Annotated in this window: 19 protein-coding genes; 10 read left to right on the forward strand and 9 right to left on the reverse strand. The window is 63.7% G+C overall.

Features of this window, described 5'->3' with window-relative positions:
- Nucleotides 1–3: 3 nt before the first annotated feature.
- From ggt to FPB55_RS21835, 3 genes are all read right to left on the reverse strand, one after another.
- Nucleotides 4–1,671 carry a gamma-glutamyltransferase gene (gene ggt / locus FPB55_RS21825; protein ID WP_047150009.1) on the reverse strand — a complete coding sequence of 556 codons (1,668 nt, stop codon included), beginning with the start codon at nucleotides 1,669–1,671 and terminating at the stop codon, nucleotides 4–6.
- A 117-nt stretch (nucleotides 1,672–1,788) separates the two neighbouring features.
- Nucleotides 1,789–2,685, reverse strand: a complete 897-nt coding sequence (locus FPB55_RS21830; protein ID WP_029887177.1) for a LysR family transcriptional regulator — start codon at nucleotides 2,683–2,685, stop codon at nucleotides 1,789–1,791.
- A 121-nt stretch (nucleotides 2,686–2,806) separates the two neighbouring features.
- Entirely contained in the window at nucleotides 2,807–3,397 is a 591-nt protein-coding gene (locus FPB55_RS21835; protein ID WP_009683866.1) for an NAD(P)H-dependent oxidoreductase, read from the reverse strand.
- A gap of 163 nt (nucleotides 3,398–3,560) precedes the next feature.
- Here FPB55_RS21835 and FPB55_RS21840 point away from each other — a divergent pair, with 163 nt between their 5' ends.
- A complete protein-coding gene (locus FPB55_RS21840; protein ID WP_009683867.1) occupies nucleotides 3,561–3,875 on the forward strand; it encodes a putative quinol monooxygenase in 315 nt (104 codons plus the stop codon).
- Here FPB55_RS21840 and FPB55_RS21845 read toward each other — a convergent pair.
- Nucleotides 3,865–4,629, reverse strand: coding sequence for a sulfite exporter TauE/SafE family protein (locus tag FPB55_RS21845; RefSeq protein WP_125855305.1), 765 nt, complete (start codon nucleotides 4,627–4,629; stop codon nucleotides 3,865–3,867). The genes FPB55_RS21840 and FPB55_RS21845 overlap by 11 nt on opposite strands.
- Nucleotides 4,630–4,706: 77 nt before the next feature.
- On the opposite strand from FPB55_RS21845, the gene FPB55_RS21850 reads away from it, so the two are divergent.
- From FPB55_RS21850 to FPB55_RS21890, 8 genes are all read left to right on the forward strand, one after another.
- Nucleotides 4,707–5,609 carry a LysR substrate-binding domain-containing protein gene (locus FPB55_RS21850; RefSeq protein ID WP_144189255.1) on the forward strand — a complete coding sequence of 301 codons (903 nt, stop codon included), beginning with the start codon at nucleotides 4,707–4,709 and terminating at the stop codon, nucleotides 5,607–5,609.
- 148 nt (nucleotides 5,610–5,757) lie between these two features.
- Nucleotides 5,758–6,363 (forward strand): CDP-alcohol phosphatidyltransferase family protein, encoded by a 606-nt coding sequence (locus tag FPB55_RS21860; RefSeq protein ID WP_009683871.1) that lies wholly within the window; start codon nucleotides 5,758–5,760, stop codon nucleotides 6,361–6,363.
- Between the two features lie 30 nt (nucleotides 6,364–6,393).
- Nucleotides 6,394–8,148: a bifunctional alpha/beta hydrolase/class I SAM-dependent methyltransferase gene (locus FPB55_RS21865; protein ID WP_125855307.1), complete on the forward strand. Its 1,755-nt coding sequence runs from the start codon at nucleotides 6,394–6,396 to the stop codon at nucleotides 8,146–8,148.
- On the forward strand, nucleotides 8,149–9,585 hold the full coding sequence (locus tag FPB55_RS21870; RefSeq protein WP_144189257.1) for a phosphatase PAP2/dual specificity phosphatase family protein: 1,437 nt from the start codon (nucleotides 8,149–8,151) through the stop codon (nucleotides 9,583–9,585).
- Complete coding sequence (locus tag FPB55_RS21875; protein ID WP_054905842.1) at nucleotides 9,582–10,013, forward strand: hypothetical protein; 432 nt, start codon at nucleotides 9,582–9,584, stop codon at nucleotides 10,011–10,013. The genes FPB55_RS21870 and FPB55_RS21875 overlap by 4 nt, the downstream gene beginning before the upstream one ends.
- A 10-nt stretch (nucleotides 10,014–10,023) precedes the next feature.
- A complete protein-coding gene (locus tag FPB55_RS21880) occupies nucleotides 10,024–10,647 on the forward strand; it encodes a lysophospholipid acyltransferase family protein (protein ID WP_029887170.1) in 624 nt (207 codons plus the stop codon).
- Between the two features lies 1 nt (nucleotide 10,648).
- A complete protein-coding gene (locus FPB55_RS21885) occupies nucleotides 10,649–11,581 on the forward strand; it encodes a phosphatidate cytidylyltransferase (RefSeq protein WP_009683878.1) in 933 nt (310 codons plus the stop codon).
- A gap of 96 nt (nucleotides 11,582–11,677) precedes the next feature.
- On the forward strand, nucleotides 11,678–12,022 hold the full coding sequence (locus tag FPB55_RS21890) for a cupin domain-containing protein (RefSeq protein ID WP_003258412.1): 345 nt from the start codon (nucleotides 11,678–11,680) through the stop codon (nucleotides 12,020–12,022).
- Between the two features lie 224 nt (nucleotides 12,023–12,246).
- On the opposite strand, the gene mmsB is transcribed toward FPB55_RS21890, so the two are convergent.
- Both mmsB and FPB55_RS21905 read right to left on the reverse strand, forming a co-directional pair.
- A complete protein-coding gene (gene mmsB, locus FPB55_RS21900) occupies nucleotides 12,247–13,134 on the reverse strand; it encodes a 3-hydroxyisobutyrate dehydrogenase (RefSeq protein ID WP_029887169.1) in 888 nt (295 codons plus the stop codon).
- 10 nt (nucleotides 13,135–13,144) lie between these two features.
- Nucleotides 13,145–14,671, reverse strand: coding sequence for a CoA-acylating methylmalonate-semialdehyde dehydrogenase (locus FPB55_RS21905; RefSeq protein WP_125855309.1), 1,527 nt, complete (start codon nucleotides 14,669–14,671; stop codon nucleotides 13,145–13,147).
- A 132-nt stretch (nucleotides 14,672–14,803) separates the two neighbouring features.
- Here FPB55_RS21905 and FPB55_RS21910 point away from each other — a divergent pair, with 132 nt between their 5' ends.
- A complete protein-coding gene (locus FPB55_RS21910; protein ID WP_125855310.1) occupies nucleotides 14,804–15,754 on the forward strand; it encodes a LysR family transcriptional regulator in 951 nt (316 codons plus the stop codon).
- A 6-nt stretch (nucleotides 15,755–15,760) separates the two neighbouring features.
- Here FPB55_RS21910 and FPB55_RS21915 read toward each other — a convergent pair whose 3' ends face one another.
- The 3 genes from FPB55_RS21915 to FPB55_RS21925 are packed head-to-tail and all read right to left on the reverse strand — an operon-like array spanning nucleotide 15,761 to nucleotide 18,091.
- Nucleotides 15,761–16,252 carry an OmpA family protein gene (locus FPB55_RS21915; protein ID WP_009683883.1) on the reverse strand — a complete coding sequence of 164 codons (492 nt, stop codon included), beginning with the start codon at nucleotides 16,250–16,252 and terminating at the stop codon, nucleotides 15,761–15,763.
- Between the two features lie 4 nt (nucleotides 16,253–16,256).
- Nucleotides 16,257–17,528, reverse strand: a complete 1,272-nt coding sequence (locus FPB55_RS21920) for a diguanylate cyclase (protein ID WP_125855311.1) — start codon at nucleotides 17,526–17,528, stop codon at nucleotides 16,257–16,259.
- Nucleotides 17,525–18,091 carry a YfiR family protein gene (locus FPB55_RS21925; RefSeq protein WP_144189259.1) on the reverse strand — a complete coding sequence of 189 codons (567 nt, stop codon included), beginning with the start codon at nucleotides 18,089–18,091 and terminating at the stop codon, nucleotides 17,525–17,527. Before FPB55_RS21925 ends, FPB55_RS21920 begins: the two co-directional genes overlap by 4 nt.
- Between the last annotated feature and the right edge of the window lie 9 nt (nucleotides 18,092–18,100).

Genomic DNA, 18,100 nt, shown 5'->3' on the forward strand with positions numbered 1-18,100 from the left:
AGCTTATTTGACGATCATGCCCACCCCACGCCCCCGTGGATCAGAGGCCGTCTCCAGCTTTGCCCCTTCCACCCGGATCGCCTGGATATCCCCCATCTCCCAGCCCTGGTCTTCCAGCACATACCCCATCTTCTTCAGGCCGTCAGCCACAGGCCCGGTCAACGGTGCATAGCTGTCGAAGTAGATGGTGTCCTTGGGCAGCAACTGATGGTGCACACGCTGCGCCGCCACCGCCTTGTCCAATGGCATGCCGTAGTCATACAGGTTGTTCATCACCTGGAAGATCGAGGTAAAGATCCGCGAACCACCCGGGGTGCCGATCACCAGCTCGACCTTGCCGTCACGGGTCATCAGGCTGGGGCTCATCGATGACAGCATGCGCTTGCCCGGCTCGATCGCGTTGGCATCACCGCCGACTACGCCAAAGGCATTGGCCGCCCCCGGCTTGGCGCTGAAATCGTCCATCTCGTCGTTCAGCAGGAAACCCGCCCCTTTCACCACCACGCCGCTGCCGTAGTCGAGGTTGAGGGTGTAGGTGTTGCTGACCGCGTTGCCGTGCTTGTCGACGATGGAAAAGTGCGTGGTCTGGTGCGGCTCCAGCCCGGGCTTGACCTTGTCAGTGTCGGAAATGGCTTTCGGGTTGACCTGCGCAGCGCGCTTGGCCAGGTAGTCCTTGGCCACCAGTTTATCCACCGGCACTTGGGTAAAGGCCGGGTCACCGAGATAGTCGGCGCGGTCGGCGAACACGCGCTTCTCGATCTCGGCCAGCAGGTGGATGTACTGCGCCGAGTTGTGCGCCACCCCTTTGAAGTCCGCCGCGCGGTCTTCCTTGATGCCCAGCAACTGAGCCAGGGCTACACCGCCGGAGCTGGGTGGTGGCGCGGTATACACCACGTTGCCACGCCAGCTGACGGCCATCGGCTCACGCCATACGGCCTTGTAATCCTGCAGGTCTTGCTTGGTGATCAGGCCCTTGTCGGCCTGCATCTGCGCCACCAGCAAATCGGCAGTCTTGCCCTGGTAGAACTCGCTGACGCCTTTGTCGGCGATGCGCTCCAGGGTGTGGGCCAGTTCGGGCTGCCTGAACAGCTCGCCAACCTTCATGTTGCCGAAGTAATCGTTGAAGTTGGTCGCAGTCTTGAACATGCCCTGTGCATCGTTGCGGTACTGGTACTGCTTTTCCGCGACCTTGAAGCCATTTTTCGCATAGCCGATGGCCGGGGTCAGCAGCTCGCTCCAGGGCAGCTTGCCAAACTTGCGATGCGCCTCCCACAAGCCCATCACCGTGCCGGGTACGCCAGCGGCGCGCACCCCGACCAGGCTGAGGTTCTCGATGACCTCACCCTTGTCGTCCAGATACATGTTGCGCGTGGCGGCCTTGGGCGCCACTTCGCGGTAGTCGAGGAAATACGGCTTGCCGTCGACGAACAGGGTCATGAAACCGCCGCCGCCGATATTGCCGGCCTCGGGGTAGGTCACCGCCAGGGTGAAGGCCGTGGCCACGGCGGCATCGACTGCGTTGCCGCCCTTTTTCAGGATATCGGCGGCGACCTGTGCACCATATTGATCGGGGGCAGCCACTGCACCGCCTTCCAGATCCGCAGCGTAAACCGAGGAACAGCTCAGGATCGCGGTTGCGAGAGCCAGGTACTGAAACGGGACAATACGCATGACACTTCCTTGGTGTTGTTTTTGTCGAGCAGTCAGTAAGGCCGATGCGCATGGACTGTGCAATCGCCCGCAGGGCGTTTCGCCGCCCGTGGGCAGGCTTTGTCGCGTTCAGGCAAATCAGCAGGCGTACATGGCCAGCTTGCGCTGGATGAAATCCAGAAAGCACTGAATACGCAGGGCCAGCTGCGTGTTGCGGTAGTACACCGCGTGAATCGGTTGCCGGTAACCGTTGTTGGCTTCACCCAACAGCACCTGCAAGCGCCCGCTGCGAATGTCTTCGTGGGTCATGAAATGCGACAGGCTGACGATGCCCTCCCCGGCCAGCGCCAGCTGGCGCAGGGTCTCGCCGCTGGAAGCGAGCAACGCGGGGCGGATGCCGAAGCGGTCACCCTGGGCATGGCGTAGCGGCCACTGGTTGAGTGAGTCGGGTTGGCTGAAGCCAAGCAGGCAGTGGTTGGCCAGGTCCTCGACACGCTGGGGCGTACCATGCTGCGCCAGGTAGGCGGGGCTTGCCAGCACCTGCACCGGGCTGCAGCCGAGGTTGCGTGCATGCAGGCTGGAGTCGGCCAGTTCGCCGATGCGAATCGCCACGTCGGTGCTGTGCTCCAGCAGGTCGATGATCAGGTCGTCGGTGTTCAACTCCAGCTCTATGCCCGGGTACTGGCGGCGGAACTCGCCGATCCACGGCACAATGGCATGCAGCATGAAAGGGGCGGCAGCGTTGATGCGCAGGCGCCCGGTAGGGGTCTGGCGGTTCATCGACAGGCGCTCTTCCATGTCGTCCATCTGCTGCAGGATCAACCGCGCGCGGTCGAGGAAAAAACGCCCTTCCTCGGTGAGGTCCATACGCCGGGTGGTGCGATTGACCAGAGTGGTGCCCAGCTTGCCCTCCAGGCGCGACAACGTGCGGCTGACGGCGGACGGGGTCTGGCCCATCTGCTCGGCAGCGGCGGAGATCGAGCCGCAGTCGATGACGGCGACGAACACCTGGAGTTCTTCGGATCGGGTTTTCACATTCGGGCCTGTGATGGGTCTGTGCAAGGATCAGATAATCGCATGTACAGGCCAACTGCGGCTGCTCCTACCTCACCGTGGGAGCAGGCCAGCCCGCGATGAGGCCAGTACAGGCAACCCATCACGCTGCCTTGCCGAACACCTTGTCCAGATGGGCTTCATAAGCTGCCAGCGCCGCCGGCACATCCGGGCGCTTCATCACATCCGTTGCCAGGAAAGTCGGCAGGCCGGTCATGCCAAGGAACTGGTTGGCCTTGTGGAACGGGAAGTACACCGCATCCACGCCTTTGCCTTCAAAGAAATCGCTCGGGTCATCGAAGGCCTGCTGCGGCGCGTTCCAGGTCAGCGACAGCATGTATTGCTTGCCGTGCACCAGGCCACCGCTGCCGTACTTCTGCGTGTGATCCGAGCGGGTGCGGCCATCGTTGGCGTAGAGGCTGCCATGGCCTGCGGTGAACACTTCATCGATGTACTTCTTCACCGTCCACGGCGCGCCCATCCACCAGCCCGGCATCTGGTAGATGATCACATCGGCCCAGAGAAACTTCTCGACCTCGGCCTGCACGTCGTAGCCACCGTCGATGAACGTCTGCTGTACATCGAAACCGGCGCGGTCCAGGTGGGCGATGGCCGCTTCGTGCAAGGTCGTGTTGAGGCGGCCATCAGAGTGAGCGAACTGTTTACCACCATTGAGCAGAAGAATCTTTTTCATGCTGGCCTCCCCGGCCGAGTCAAAATTTGATGTCGGCAGGTTAGAGGTTCGCAGGGGCGGGATACAGAAGTCACCGGGCAAAATACAATTGACCAGAAGTCACGAATCAACATCACATTATTGCCGTAGAATCGGTTCACCACCTCTCACCGAGTAGCGCCCCATGACTGAGCAGATCGCCTTCATCCTCAAAGCCAAGACCCGCCCGGAAATGGCCGATGCGTTCGAAAACCTGTTCCGCCCTTATGTCGAGCCAAGCCGCCAGGAGCCAGGTTGCATCGAGTACCACATGCTGCGCGACCAGCAGGACCCGAGCCTTTTCGTGTTTTTCGAAGTGTGGGCCGACCAGGCCGCGCTGGATGTGCATTCGGCCCTGCCGCACATGGCCGCCTTCTTCGAAAAACGCATGGACTACCTTGAGCGCGATTTCGATATCCAGCAGGTCGACATGCTCAGCGCATCCAGCGCTAACCGTTGATCAGCAAGTGGCCGCCCAGTGCGGCCAGGCCGATGAAGAAACAACGCTTGAACAGCAACGCGCTGATGCGCTGACGCAACCACTGCCCGGCCAGCATGCCGAGCAAGGCTGGCGCCAGCATCAGCAGTGAAGCACCCAAGGCCTGGCCACCGAGGGCATCCTGCCCGGCCAGGCCAACACCCAGTGCCAGGGTCGAAACCGTGAACGACAGGCCCAGCGCCTGGATCATCTGCTCGCGGCTCAGGCCCAGGCTCTGCAAGTAGGGCACCGCAGGTATCACGAATACCCCGGTTGCCGCCGTGATTACCCCCGTCACCAGCCCGCACGCAGGCCCCAGCCAACGCTCGTGCGCCGCTGCCAAGCGCAAGCCCGGCCCAACCAGCCCGTACACCGCGTACGCCAGCAAGGCCGCACCCAACGCATGCGCGGCCCATGGCCCGTTGTCGATGCCCAGCCAGGCACTGCCCAGCAAAGTGCCAATGAAGATCAGCGCCAGCATCGGGCCCAGCCGCACCAGCAACGCTCGCAGGTGCCCGCCGCTGGCCAACTGCCAAAGGTTGGTAAGGGTCGACGGCACGATCAGCAGTGCTGCAGCCTGCGCCGGAGGCATAGCCAGGCCCAGCAGGCCCATCGCGATGGTGGGCAGCCCCAGGCCGATCACGCCTTTCACTGCGCCGGCCAGCAGGAACGTCAGCACCACTAGCAGCGACAGAGCAGGGCCCATGTTGTGGTAGAAAGCGAGCAAGGTATTCATGGGCCGATAATGGCCCGTGGTGGGCAGGCTGAAAATCTGCCATACCCTTATCCAGACTCTTGCTAAGGCAGAGGCACATGCATTTTGACCTGATCGATCTCAAGCTGTTCCAGCACACCCTGGAGTGCGGCAACATCACCGCCGGTGCCAGCCGCAGCCATCTGTCGCTGCCGGCAGCCAGTGCGCGCATCCGGGCCATGGAAGCGTCGCTGGGCATCCCTTTACTGCAGCGTAACCGCCGCGGTGTTCAGCCGACCCCGGCCGGCCAGGCGCTGTTGCAGCATGCTCGCCTGATTGCCCAGCAGGTCGAACGCCTGCAGTTCGACCTGGGCCAGTACGCGCAGGGGCAGCACGGCCAAGTGCGCCTGCTGTGCAACACCGCAGCACTTACGGAGTACCTGCCTGAACTGGTGGCCGGTTACCTGGCTGAAAACCCCGGCGTCAGCGTGGACATACAGGAACTGCCGAGCCTGCGCATCGTGCAGGCGATTACGCAAGGCATGGCAGACCTTGGCATTGTTTCAACAGCCGCGCCTTTCGGGCACCTGCAAACCCGGCCGTTTCGTGACGACCCACTGGTGCTGGTAACCCCGCCTGGCCATCCGCTGGCCAGCGAGGCTGCCCCCAGCTTCATCGACAGCCTGGCGCATGGTCATGTCGGGCTTGGAGCAGGCAGTGCATTGGCGTTGTACCTGGAGGAACAGGCATTGCGGGAAGGCCGGCGCATGCAGGTGAGAGTGCGGGCCGAAGGGTTTGATGGCGTGATCCGCATGGTTGCAGGCGGGGCCGGGGTCGGGGTGGTGCCACTGGCGGCGGTGAAGCGTTGGCAAGGGCTGTTGCCGCTGCACTGGGTAGCCCTGGCGGAACCCTGGGCCAACCGCCGGTTGCTGGTGTGCGCGCGGGACTTTGCGGCGTTGCCAGGGTATGCGTCGGGGTTGGTTGACCGGCTGGCGGGAGCAACTGTCTTGCTCAATTACTAAAAGCTGGCGCGGTCCCTGTAGGAGCGGGCGCGCCCGCGAACACCGGCGCAGCCGGTGCCATGCACTGCGTTGGATTCTTCGCGGGTTTACCCGCGAAGAAGGCTCACACACAATGGCGCCATGACGCCCCACTAAAAAGGACTGTCCAGTGGCCTCGATCTACCAGTTCAAACCACGCTTCCAGGCTTTGTTGCGCCCGGCCGTGCAACGCCTTTACGACCGAGGCGTCACCGCCAATCAGGTCACTGTCACCGCTGCCGTGGTATCGCTCCTGGTGGGCCTGCTGCTGGCCGCCCTGCCGCACATCACCTGGCTGTTCATCCTGGTGCCGATCTGGATGCTGCTGCGCATGGCGCTGAATGCTGTCGACGGCATGCTGGCCCGGGAGTTCGGCCAGCAATCCACCCTCGGTGCTTACCTCAACGAACTGTGTGACGTGATTGCCGATGCAGCGCTGTACCTGCCCTTCGCCTTGTTGGCCGGGGTGTCGCCTGCGCTGGTGGTGCTGGTGGTGCTGTGCGCCACCTTCAGCGAGTACGCCGGTGTCATGGGCCCGCTGGCAGGCGCCTCGCGGCGCTACGACGGGCCTATGGGCAAGAGCGACAGGGCCTTCGCCTTCGGCGTGCTGGGCACCGGCGTCGCCTTTGGCCTGCTCGATGGCGCCTGGATCAACGGCCTGTTGCTGGTCATCCTCGCGCTCTCGCTCTATACCCTCTACAACCGGGTTCGCCAGGGCCTGGCCGAAACCCGCTGAGCCTATCGTCGCCGCAAAAGGACGTTGACCATGCGCCAAGCGCAAGCGCTGCACTTCCCCACCCATGACGGTGTCGAGCTGCATTACCGTCATTGGCCTACCACCCGCAACGAACACCAGCCACGCCGCGCCGTGGTGATGTTCCACCGGGGCCATGAGCACGGCGGGCGCATGGCCCACCTGGCCGATGAGCTGGACATGCCGGGCTACGACTTCTTCGCCTGGGATGCCCGCGGCCACGGCCGCTCGCCAGGCGCGCGTGGCGACAGCCCGGGGTTCGCCACCAGTGTGCGCGACGTGCAAACCTTCATCGAACACATCCAGGCCCACCACGGCATCGCCGAACAGGACCTGGTGGTACTGGCACAAAGCGTCGGCGCCGTGCTGATCGCCACCTGGGCCCACGACTACGCGCCCAAGGTGCGCTGCCTGGTGTTGGCCTCGCCAGCGTTCAAGGTCAAGCTGTACGTGCCGTTTGCCCGCCCAGGCCTGAAGCTGCTGAAGGCCTTGCGCGGCAATTTCTTCGTGAATAGCTACGTCAAGCCGCGCCTGCTCACCCACGACCCTGAGCGGGTGATGTCGTACGTGGCCGACCCGCTGATCAGCCGGCCCATTTCGGTAACCATGCTGCTGGGCCTGTACGAGGCCGCCGACCGCGTGGTGGCCGACGCCCAGGCCATCCAGGTGCCGACCCAGTTGCTGGTGTCCGGGGCTGATTTCGTGGTCGAGCGCCAACCGCAAGAACGGTTTTTCGACCGGCTCGGCAGCACACGAAAGGAGATGCACATACTGCCCGGGTTCTTCCACGACACCTTGGGTGAACGTGATCGGGCCCATGCCCTTAGGCGCATCGAACGGTTTGTCGACCATTGCTTCGCCAGCCCCGCCGCGTTGCCCTCACTGCTGGATGCCGACAAGACCGGGGCCAGTTGCGCCGAGGCAGAAAGCCTGGCTGCGCCGCTGCCGCGCAACTCGCCACGCGACCTTTACTGGCGCGCCACCCGCGCCGGCTTGAGCCTGGGCAAGGGGCTGTCTGCGGGGGTGAAGCTCGGGTTTGACACCGGCTTCGATTCTGGCAGCACCCTCGACTACGTGTACCGCAACCAGCCGACCGGCAAGGGCAAACTGGGGCGCCTGATCGACCAGAACTACCTCGACGCCATCGGCTGGCGTGGCATACGCCAACGCAAACTGCACGTCGAGCAATTGCTGCGCCTGGCCATCGCCCACCTGCGTGAACAGCAACGGCCCGTGCACATCGTCGATATCGCGGCTGGCCATGGCCGCTATATCCTCGAAGCCCTTCAAGGCCTTGAGCAGTTGCCAGATTCGATCCTGCTGCGCGACTACAGCGAACTGAACGTTCAGCAAGGCAGCGCGCTGATCCGCGAGAAGGGCCTGGCCGACATCGCCCGATTCGTCCAGGGCGACGCCTTCGATCGCCAGAGCCTGGCCACACTTGAACAGCCCCCAACGCTGGCCGTGGTTTCGGGGCTGTACGAGCTCTTCCCCAGTAACCAACTGGTGGGCAATTCCCTCGCCGGGCTGGCCGACGCCATAGAGGATGGCGGCTACCTGGTCTACACCGGCCAGCCATGGCACCCGCAACTGGAGATGATTGCCCGCGCCCTCACCAGCCACCGCGGTGGCGAGGCTTGGGTAATGCGCCGGCGCAGCCAGGCCGAGATGGACCAGCTGGTTGAGGCCGCGGGCTTCCGCAAGCTGGCCCAGCGTATCGATGAATGGGGCATTTTCAGCGTCAGCCTGGCACAGCGGGTGCGCTGAGTGAGCCCGCCACGCGAGCACGGGCTGATTCGCCGGGGCGTGTTCTGGCTTCTGCTGCTGGGGCCGTTGTTCTTCCTCAGCTATGGGCTGGCGAACAATTACACGGCTGGGCGCAGTGATGTCGGCAGCCTGGTGTTCGGCTGGGAGCACGGCATGCCGCTGTGGCCCTGGACGATCATCCCGTACTGGTCGATCGACCTGCTGTACGGGTTGTCCTTCCTGCTGCCGCGCACACGCCAGGAAATGGACCGCCATGCGCTGGCGCTACTCAGCGCACAGGTGATCAGCGTCTGCTGTTTTCTGCTGTGGCCGCTGCGGTTCACCTTCGAGCGGCCGGGCCTGGACGGGCTGTTCGGCTGGCTGTTCGATGTGTTGATGGGCTTCGACAAGCCATTCAACCAGGCGCCTTCGCTGCACATCGCTTTGCTGGTGATCATCTGGGCGATGTTTGCCCGGCATGTGCAACGCCAGCCCTGGCGGTGGCTGATGCATGGCTGGATGGCGCTGATCGGGGTATCGGTGCTGACCACCTGGCAGCACCATTTCATCGATGTGCCCACGGGGGCGCTGGCGGGGTTTGCCTGCCTGTGGCTGTGGCCGCAGCAAGGGCGCCTGCCCTTTCAGGCGGCCCGTCTTGCTCAGGATGCCAAGCGCTGGAAGGTTGCCGCTTGTTATGCCTTGGGCGCGCTGCTGTGTGTACTCCCTGCCGCTGCGATGGGCGGGGCTTGGCTGTGGTTGAGTTGGCCGGCGGTGTCGTTGGGGCTGGTGGCGCTGAACTACGCCGTGTTCGGGGCGGGTGGTTTTCAGAAGGGTGATGACGGGCGCTTGTCGCCTGCAAGCCGGTGGCTGCTGGCACCCTATCTGGCGGGCGCGTGGCTCAATTCGCGGTTGTGGACCCGGCGCCATCCACAGGCCGACGAGGTGTGTGATGGTGTGTACCTGGGGAGAATCCCAGGGCGCGACACGCAGTTCGCTGCAATTGTTGATCTGTGCGCAGAACTGCCGTGTAACGCAAACCATTGTAGGAGCGGCCTTGTGTCGCGAGAGGGGCGCGAAGCGGCCCAGGGTTTCCAGCTTCGCAGCAGAAACTGTCGGGGCTGCTCCGCAGCCCTTTCGCGACGCAAGGCCGCTCCTACGACGATCGCGTCAGCCCTTGACTATCAGTGTTTCGCTACCCTGGATCTGATAGCGCCAGACGTTGCCCTTCTACAGCAGGCCGCCAACGCCATCGAACACCTGCGCGCCCAGAGCCCGGTGCTAGTGTGCTGCGCTTTAGGCTACTCGCGCAGCGCCAGCGCCGTGGCCGCGTGGCTGCTGCTCTCCGGCCGCAGCAGCGACGCCCAACAGGCAGAAGCGCTGATTCGCCAAGCACGCCCCGGCATCGTACTGCGCAACGCGCATCACCAGGCTCTTCAGCAACTGGGAGCACAGCCATGAACCTGCGCGTGGCCGCCAGCCTGCTGGGCCGAGGGAAACAGCTGGAGCGCCTGTCCGACGGCCTCACCTTGCTGGCCCTGGCGTATGGCCTTTCACCGCTGCTCAATGCCCCACTGCATCCGCTGGCGAGCCTGCTGTGCAGCGTGCTGCTGGTGCTCGGCGTGCTCCACAAATACTGGGCCATCCGTGTGGCTATCGATGCCGAACTGTTTGCCCACCTGGCCAATAGCGCAGACCTGCCGGCTGACACCCAGGCCCTGGACCGCGCCCTGTTCGAACTGAAACTCAAACCACAGGCCACCGACGGCCGCGCCTGGCCTGCCCGCAGCCGGGCCGCACTGGGCCTGTTGCGCCGTCAGGCCGTATGCCTGGGCCTGCAGCTGTCGCTAGCCTTGGCTACCCTGCTGACACTGCCTTTGAAGGGATGACCACCTGCCTATGCTCGCCAACCTGACTGCTTACGTCATCACCTCGGCCGCCCGCCTGATTACCGGTGCCCGCGCCCTTTGGCTGGGGTGCTCGGCGCTGCCGGTGCAGCGCCTGTATTTCGCCAACCACAGCAGCCACGGCGACTTCGTGCTGCTGTGGGCCTCGCTGCCGCAAGGGCTGCGCCAACGCACGCGCCCGGTGGCCGGCGCAGACTACTGGGCCAGGCCGGGCATCCGCGACTTTCTTATCCGCAAGGTCTTCAACGGGGTACTGATCGAGCGCCAGCGCAGCGAAGGGCAAGGCAGCCCTTTGCAGCCGGTGCTGGACGCGGTGGCCCAGGGCGACTCGCTGATCTTCTTCCCGGAGGGCACGCGCAACCTTGGCGACGAACCGCTACTGCCCTTCAGAAGCGGGTTGTATCACCTGGCAGCCGCCCACCCGCAGGTCGAACTGGTACCGGTCTGGATCGCCAACCTCAACCGGGTGATGCCCAAAGGGCGCGCCTTGCCATTGCCGTTGCTGTGCACCCTGAGCTTTGGCGAACCGCTGCACCTGCACGCCGATGAAAGCAAGCAGGCGTTTCTCGAGCGGGCCAGCCAGGCCCTGCTGAACCTGGCCCCCAAGGATGCCTGACATGGACAACAACACCCTTTCCCTGTTTGCCGGCATCGGCGCCCTGCTGCTGCTGGCCAGCGTGGTCGGCCGCCTGCTCAAATGGCGCGCCGGCCCGGCGCCGCACGCCGTGATCGACAACCTCAACGCCCGCATCAATGCCTGGTGGGTGATGGTGGTGGTGATCGGCATTGCCTTTGTGTTCGGCAAGTACGGTGTGATCGTGCTGTTCTACGGTGTGTCGTTCTATGCCCTGCGCGAATTCATGACCCTCACCCCTACCCGGCGCAGCGACTACCCGGCACTGGTGGCAGCCTTCTACGTGGCACTCCCGGTGCAGTACGTGCTGATCGCCATGGACTGGTACGGCCTGTTCAGCATCTTCATCCCGGTGTACCTGTTCCTGCTGCTGCCGATCCTGGCCAGCCTGGGCGGTGATACCACACGTTTCCTCGAGCGTGCGTCAAAAGTGCAATGGGGCTTGATGATCGCCGTGTACTGCGTGTCGTCGGTGCCGGCCCTGATGACCCTGGACATCCCCGGCTACGAGGGCCGCAACCTGTTGTTGATCGCCTGGCTGATTCTGGTGGTGCAACTCAGCGACGTGCTGCAGTACGTGTGCGGCAAGCTGTTCGGCAAACACAAGGTGGCGCCCAACCTGTCCCCCTCCAAGACCGTCGAAGGCCTGGCCGGCGGCGTAGCGCTGGCCACCTTGATCGGCGCCCTGCTGTGCTGGATCACACCCTTCAGCTTCTGGCAGGCCGCGCTGATGGCCTTGGCCGTGAACGCCATGGGCTTCTTCGGCGGGCTGGTGATGTCGGCTATAAAACGTGACCGTGGGGTGAAAGACTGGGGGCACATGATCGAAGGCCACGGCGGCATGCTCGACCGCATGGATTCGGTGTGCTTTGCGGCGCCAGTGTTCTTCCACTTTGTGCGGTATTGGTGGGCATAGCGCGACCAGACAGCTGGACGTCGAGCCCAGGCAACTGCGGCTCGGCCGATGGCCCTATGGTGACCAGTCATTCAGCCAGTCACCAGGAGTTGTGCCATGTCCGATTTCATCACCGTCCTGCGCGAAACCTGCCCCACGCCGGTCGTGGACGCCACCAAGTGGAAGCGCATCGGCGGCGATCCGCACACCGTGAACCTCAACGCCTACCTGTCGGCCGACGGCAGCAAGATCATGGGCACCTGGATCTGCACGCCGGGCAAGTTCGAGGTTAACTACGAGAAGTGGGAGTTCTGCCACTTCCTCGATGGCTACTGCATCATCACGCCCGAAGGCGAAGAACCGAAGCACCTGAAGGCCGGTGATGTGTTCGTCATTGAACCGGGTATGAAAGGCACCTGGGAAGTGGTCGAGACCGTGCGCAAGTATTTCGTCTTCGCCTGATCAGACACTCTACAACTAACTCTGTGGGAGCGGGCGCGCCCGCGAAACAGGCAGTGTGGTAGATGGCACCGGCTTTGCCGGTGTTCGCGGGCATGCCCGCTCCCACAGGGTTATGTGGCGCCTGGAGAATCGGGGCAAAAAAATCGCGGGGCAAGTGCCCTTCCCTCTGGTGCGCAGTTACAGAGGGAAGGCCACCTGGCCCGCGATGAAGCCCACCTCTTGCGTCAATCTTTCTTGCGATACCCCTCTACGATAGCTGAGAAGTCCTTGCCACCCTCGCCACGCAAGCTCATGGCCTGATACAACTGCTGGGCCACAGCCCCCAGGATCACCGGCTGGTGTGCCTGGCGCGCCGCTTCGGTCGCCAGCCCCAGGTCCTTGAGCATCAGTTCGGCGCCAAAGCCACCGGTATAGCCACGCGATGCTGGCGCGGTTTCGATAATGCCCGGCCATGGGTTGTAGGTATCCGAGCTCCAGCAACGCCCGGTCGAACTGTTGATGATGCCGGCCAGCACCTGGGTATCGATGCCCAGCGCATTACCCAGCGCCATGGCCTCGGACACGCCGATCATCGAGATACCCAACAGCAGGTTGTTGCAGATCTTGGCGATTTGCCCGGTGCCCACCTCGCCGCAGTGGACGATATTGCGGCCCATCTGCTCCAGCACCGGCTTGAGGCTGGCGAACAACTCGGCGCTGGCACCGACCATGAAGGTCAGCGTGCCGGCTGCCGCACCGCCGGTGCCACCGGACACCGGCGCATCGCCCATGTCCACGCCCTTGGCCGCTGCAGCCTTGGACACATCACGCGCGGTCTGCGGATCGATGGTGCTGCAGTCCACGGTGGGCGTACCGGCACGAATGCCGGCCAGCACGCCATCTTCGTTCAGGTATACGCTGCGCACATGGACAGCGGCAGGCAGCATGGTGATCACCAGCTCGCTGTTGGCCGCCGCGTCCTTGGGCGACGGGCTGATCTGCCCACCCAGTTCGGCCAGCTCGGCGAGTACAGCCTTGTTCAAGTCGAACAGGTTCAACTGGTGCCCGGCCTTGATCAGGTTGCGGGCCATGGGCGCGCCCATGTTGCCCAGGCCAATGAATGCGATACGCATGAGGAACTCCTTAGCGCAGGCTGATGGTGGTGTTCACGCCGTCGTTGACGCTGTCGTCGTCGAACCAGCGGGCAGTGACAGTCTTGGTCTGCGTGTAGAACTGCACCACTTGCTTGCCGTATGGGCCAAGGTCGCCGAGCTTGGACCCACGCGAGCCAGTGAAACTGAAGAACGGGACCGGCACCGGGATCGGAATGTTGATACCCACCTGGCCCACGTCGATCTCGCTCTGGAACTTGCGCGCGGCCGCCCCGCTTTGGGTGAACAGGCCGGTGCCGTTACCGAACGGGTTGGCGTTGACCAGGGCGATGGCCTCGTCGAGGGTATCGACCTCCAGGGTCACCAGCACCGGGCCGAAGATTTCCTGGGTGTAGACCTGCATGTCAGTCTTCACACCCGAGAACAGGGTTGGGCCAACGAAGTTACCTTGCTCGTAACCCGGCACCGTGACGTCGCGGCCATCGAGTTCCAGCTTGGCGCCTTCCTTGATGCCGCTTTCGATCAGGCCCAGCACACGCTCCTTGGCGCGTTTGGAAACCACCGGGCCGACATCGGTGCCTGGCTCACACCCGGCATTGACCTTGAGCTTGCTGGCTGCTTCCTTGATGTCCGGCAGCCACTCACGGGCCTTGCCCACCAGCACCGCTACCGAGGTGGCCATGCAGCGCTGGCCCGCCGCGCCGAAGGCGGCACCGACCAGGGCATTGATGGTTTGCGTACGGTTGGCATCGGGCAGCACCACGGCGTGGTTCTTGGCGCCCATCATCGACTGCACGCGCTTGCCGTGCTGGCTGCCCAGGTTGTACACGTGGGTACCGACGTCGGTAGAGCCGACGAAGGAAATCGCCTTGATGTCCTGATGAGTGCAAATGGCATCCACCACCTGCTTGCCACCGTGCACCACATTCAGCACCCCGGCCGGTACGCCGGCTTCCAGCGCCAGCTCGACCAGCAGCATGGTCGACAGCGGGTCTTGCTCGGACGGTTTGAGCACGAAGGTGTTGCCGCAGACGATGGCCATGGGGAACATCCACAGCGGGATCATCGCCGGGAAATTGAACGGCGTGATGCCAGCGCATACACCGATAGGCTGGCGCAGGGTGTAGGTATCGACGCCGCCGGCGACGTTTTCGGCGAATTCACCCATCTGCAAGGTGCCGATGGAAGCAGCGTGTTCCACCACTTCCAGGCCGCGGAAAATATCACCCTCGGCGTCAGCCAGGGTTTTGCCCTGCTCGGCGCTGAGCACCTGGGCAATGCGCTTGGTGTGTTCGCGAATAAGCGCCTGCAGCTTGAGCATGATGCGCATGCGCGCGCCAATCGGGGTGTCTCGCCAGGTCTTGAAGGCACGGTGGGCAGCGGCTACCGCTGCATCGACTTCTTCTACCGTGGCGAACGGTACGCGCGCCAGCACCTCTTGGGTGGCCGGGTTGACGATGTCGCGCCATTCGGTGGTCTTGGACTCGACCCACTGGCCGTCGATCAGCAGCTTCACCTGGTCGACCTTGGTCGGGTTCGGGGATTGCGGTGCGTTCATCTGCGTTCTCCTTGGAATTATTGTCGGGACGAGATCGCCAGCGCCAAGCAAACGCGAGGTGGCGTCCTGAGGCTTGTTTCGAGTATAGATGTGCAAACATCCAACAAGAACGCACAAAAAAACCGGATCATCATGCAAAAAGATCTCACATCCCTGAGCGCGCTCAACTGGGACGATTTGAAGTTTTTCCTTGAAGTGGCCCGTACCCGCAAGGCCAGCAGTGCCGCCAAACGGCTGAGCGTGGACTACACCACGGTGTCGCGGCGCATCAGCTCGCTGGAGGGGGCGCTGGGTACCTTGCTGTTCGAAAAGTCGCGCACCAACGGCTTTGTTCTCACCGCCGAGGGCCAGCGTTTGCTGGGCTATGCCGAGTCGATCGAAAGCACGCTGCACATGGCGTGCGAGCAGGTATCCGGGTCGAGCGTGGCGTTGTCGGGGCATGTGCGAATGGGGTGCACAGAAGGCTTCGGCAGTTTCTTCATTACTCCGCAGTTGAGCCACTTCGTCGACGCCTACCCGGCCATTTCGGTAGATATCCTGCCGCTGCCGCACTTCATCAGCCTGTCCAAGCGCGAGGCGGATATCGTCATCGCCCTGGAGCGGCCCGAGCACGGGCCTTATGTGTGCTGCAAGCTGTGCGACTACAGCTTGCGGCTGTATGCGACCCAGGACTACCTGGACAGCCATGCGCCGATTCGCCAGGTGGCTGACCTGGCCAGGCACCCGTTCATCAGTTACGTGGACGACTTGGCGTTCAGCTCAGAGCTCTTGTACCTCGCCAATCTGATCCCCGGCGCCACTGCGCATCTACGCAGTACCAGTGTGATTGCACAGTACACGGCGGCGTTGCAGGGCCGCGGGCTGGCGATCCTGCCGTGTTTCCTGGCTGCGCAGGATCCACGGCTGGTCACGGTGTTGCCAGAGGACATCGAGGTGACCCGGCAATTCTGGATGTATTGCCGGGAGGACCTGCGCAAGCTGAAGCGGATCACCCTGTTGTGGGATTACATTCGCGGGGTGACCGAGGCGAATGCGCCGTTGTTGATGGGGCAGACCCGGGAAATGCGCTTTGCCCAGCAGTGACGGGGCTCAGTAGGACGCCACCACGATGGACACGCGCCGGTTCTCTGTACGCCCGGCGCTGGTGCGGTTGTCTGCCACCGGCTGGCTGCTGCCCAGGCCCTGGCTCTGGATGTTCTGCGGCTGCATGCCGACCCCGACCAAGGCTTTGGCCACGCTCTGCGCGCGGCGCTCGGACAACTCCTGATTGTAGGCCGCCTTGCCCGACGAGTCGGTATGCCCGTCTACCCGCACACGCTGGATACCCACGCCCAGCAGTGCCTTGCCGATCCGCTCGACAATCGCCTGGCTCTGGCTGTTGAGGCTGTCCAGGTCACTGCCGAACAACACTTTGCCAGACAAGTCATACGCCCAGCCTTCATCGGTGGGGGTAAAGCCTTCGCGCTTGAGCACGGCAATCTGTTCCGGGGTCAGCCCCTTGGGCGGCGCGCTTTGGCAGCCGGTCAGCGCCAGCACAGCGAGCAACAAGGCCCACAGTGGAAAACGTAAAGCCTGTATCACGGGTTCAGCTCCTGTTGTCGATAGGGTTGGCGGACCGTTCCGTCTGCGCCACTTGCCAATGGCCACGCCGTTTGCGCTTGGCCTGATACATCGCCGCATCGGCGGCACTCAGAAGACTGGCCGGGTCGGCGCCGTCTTCCGGGTAATAGGCGATACCGACGCTCACCGACGTGGCGACACTGCGGCCGCTGTCCAGCTGCACCGGCAGCTTCATGCTGGCGACGATTTTTTCGGCAATGTGCTCGGCATCCCGGCGCGTTTGCAAGGGCGTCAGCAGCACGGCGAATTCGTCACCGCCCAAACGTGCAACCAGATCATGCTCACGCAACTGGGCACGCAGGCGCTCGGCCACGCTGATCAGCACCTCGTCCCCCACCGCATGGCCCAGCGTGTCGTTGATCTGCTTGAAATGGTCACTGTCGAGGAACAGCAGCGCCATGTGATCCTGCTGGCTGGCTGCGTTGCGCACGCTGCGGCTCAGGCGCCCTTCGAAGAAGGCGCGGTTGGGCAGGCCGGTCAGGCTGTCGTGGCTGGCCTGGTGGGCCAAGGTCTGGTTTTCGCTCTGCAGGTGGCTTTGCCACACTTCCAGTTCGTCCAGCAGGGCGTTGAAGTCATTCCCCAGCTCGTTGAGCTCGGCAATCGCCGTTTCCGGCACACGCCGATCGAAGCTGCGCTCGCGGCGGGCGGCGTGGGCGACGCTGGCCAAGCCGCGCAGCGGCCGGGTGATATCGCCGAGCAGGCGCCGCGACAGGTACTGGGCAGCCAAGGCGCTCAAGACCGTGCAACACAGAATACCGGCAAGCCCCCCCAGCATGAACAGCAACAGGCTACGCCCCTGGCCAACCAGTTCGATGCGCCCGATCTGTTGCTGCTGGTGCATGATCGGCAGCTTGACCGTTTCGTCCAGCAACGCGCTGGCGACCTGCGCTTCCAGCAGGGCAAGCATGCCCGAATCGGCACGCTGCCAGCGCGCCAGTTGCTCGCCTTCACCATTGAAGACCCTGGCCTCGGCCACTTCCTCGGCGCTGGCGATCAGCCCCAGCGCTTCACTGGCGGCGGCACTGTCATCGAACACCACCGCCGCCTCCACGGTGTAGCTGATCGACCGGGCAATCAGTTGCAGGTTGTGATTGGCGTAGGCGCTCAAGGCCAGCACGCCCAACAGGGTCAAGGAAATACCGGCCAGGCCCACGGCCAGCAAGGCGACATTCAAGTGTGCACGGCCCAGCACCGAGCGCAGGGTTGGGCGCAGGCTGCGCTTGCGGGTCGGCTTCATGGTTGCACCGCCCGGCGCCGCGACAGTTGCAGCACGCTGGGGTGAATGCGCACCCCGGAGCGCGCCACCGAGTCAAGGTTGACCTCGAAGGCCACCTGCTGGTCGCTGACCCGCAGGCAGAACAGGCTGCCGAGGGTGCATGGGTCATTCGATTCGCTGATGCTCAGGACCGGGTAGCCGCTGACCCGCTCGAACAGCTTGTCACGCTGGCGCTGGTCGAGCTTGCCGATGTAGATCGCATCACACGCCTGAGCGACCTGACTGTCATCTGCCAGCAAGCGCTTCACTTGCAGCGGGCGGCCAGACGCCTGCACCTGGCCCTTGATCAGGTCATCAGCGTATTCGGTGGGGCCGACCAGGCACAGGCGCAATGGAGACGGCTCCACCGGCCAGCGCGCGTAGCTGAAAATGCCCAGCACGACCTGGGTGACGGCCTTGGCCCGTTGCTGCGCCTGGGCGTTGGTGGTTGCAGTGTCCGCCCGGGCAGGACCAGTAGCGATAAACAGGACGGCCAGCAATAGCGAAACCGCGCAGCTTGTCACACGTCTTGCGGCCACATGCATGTGGGGAAT

The sequence above is a fragment of the Pseudomonas sp. BJP69 genome (genome assembly GCF_007633355.1).
Lineage (GTDB): Bacteria > Pseudomonadota > Gammaproteobacteria > Pseudomonadales > Pseudomonadaceae > Aquipseudomonas > Aquipseudomonas juntendi.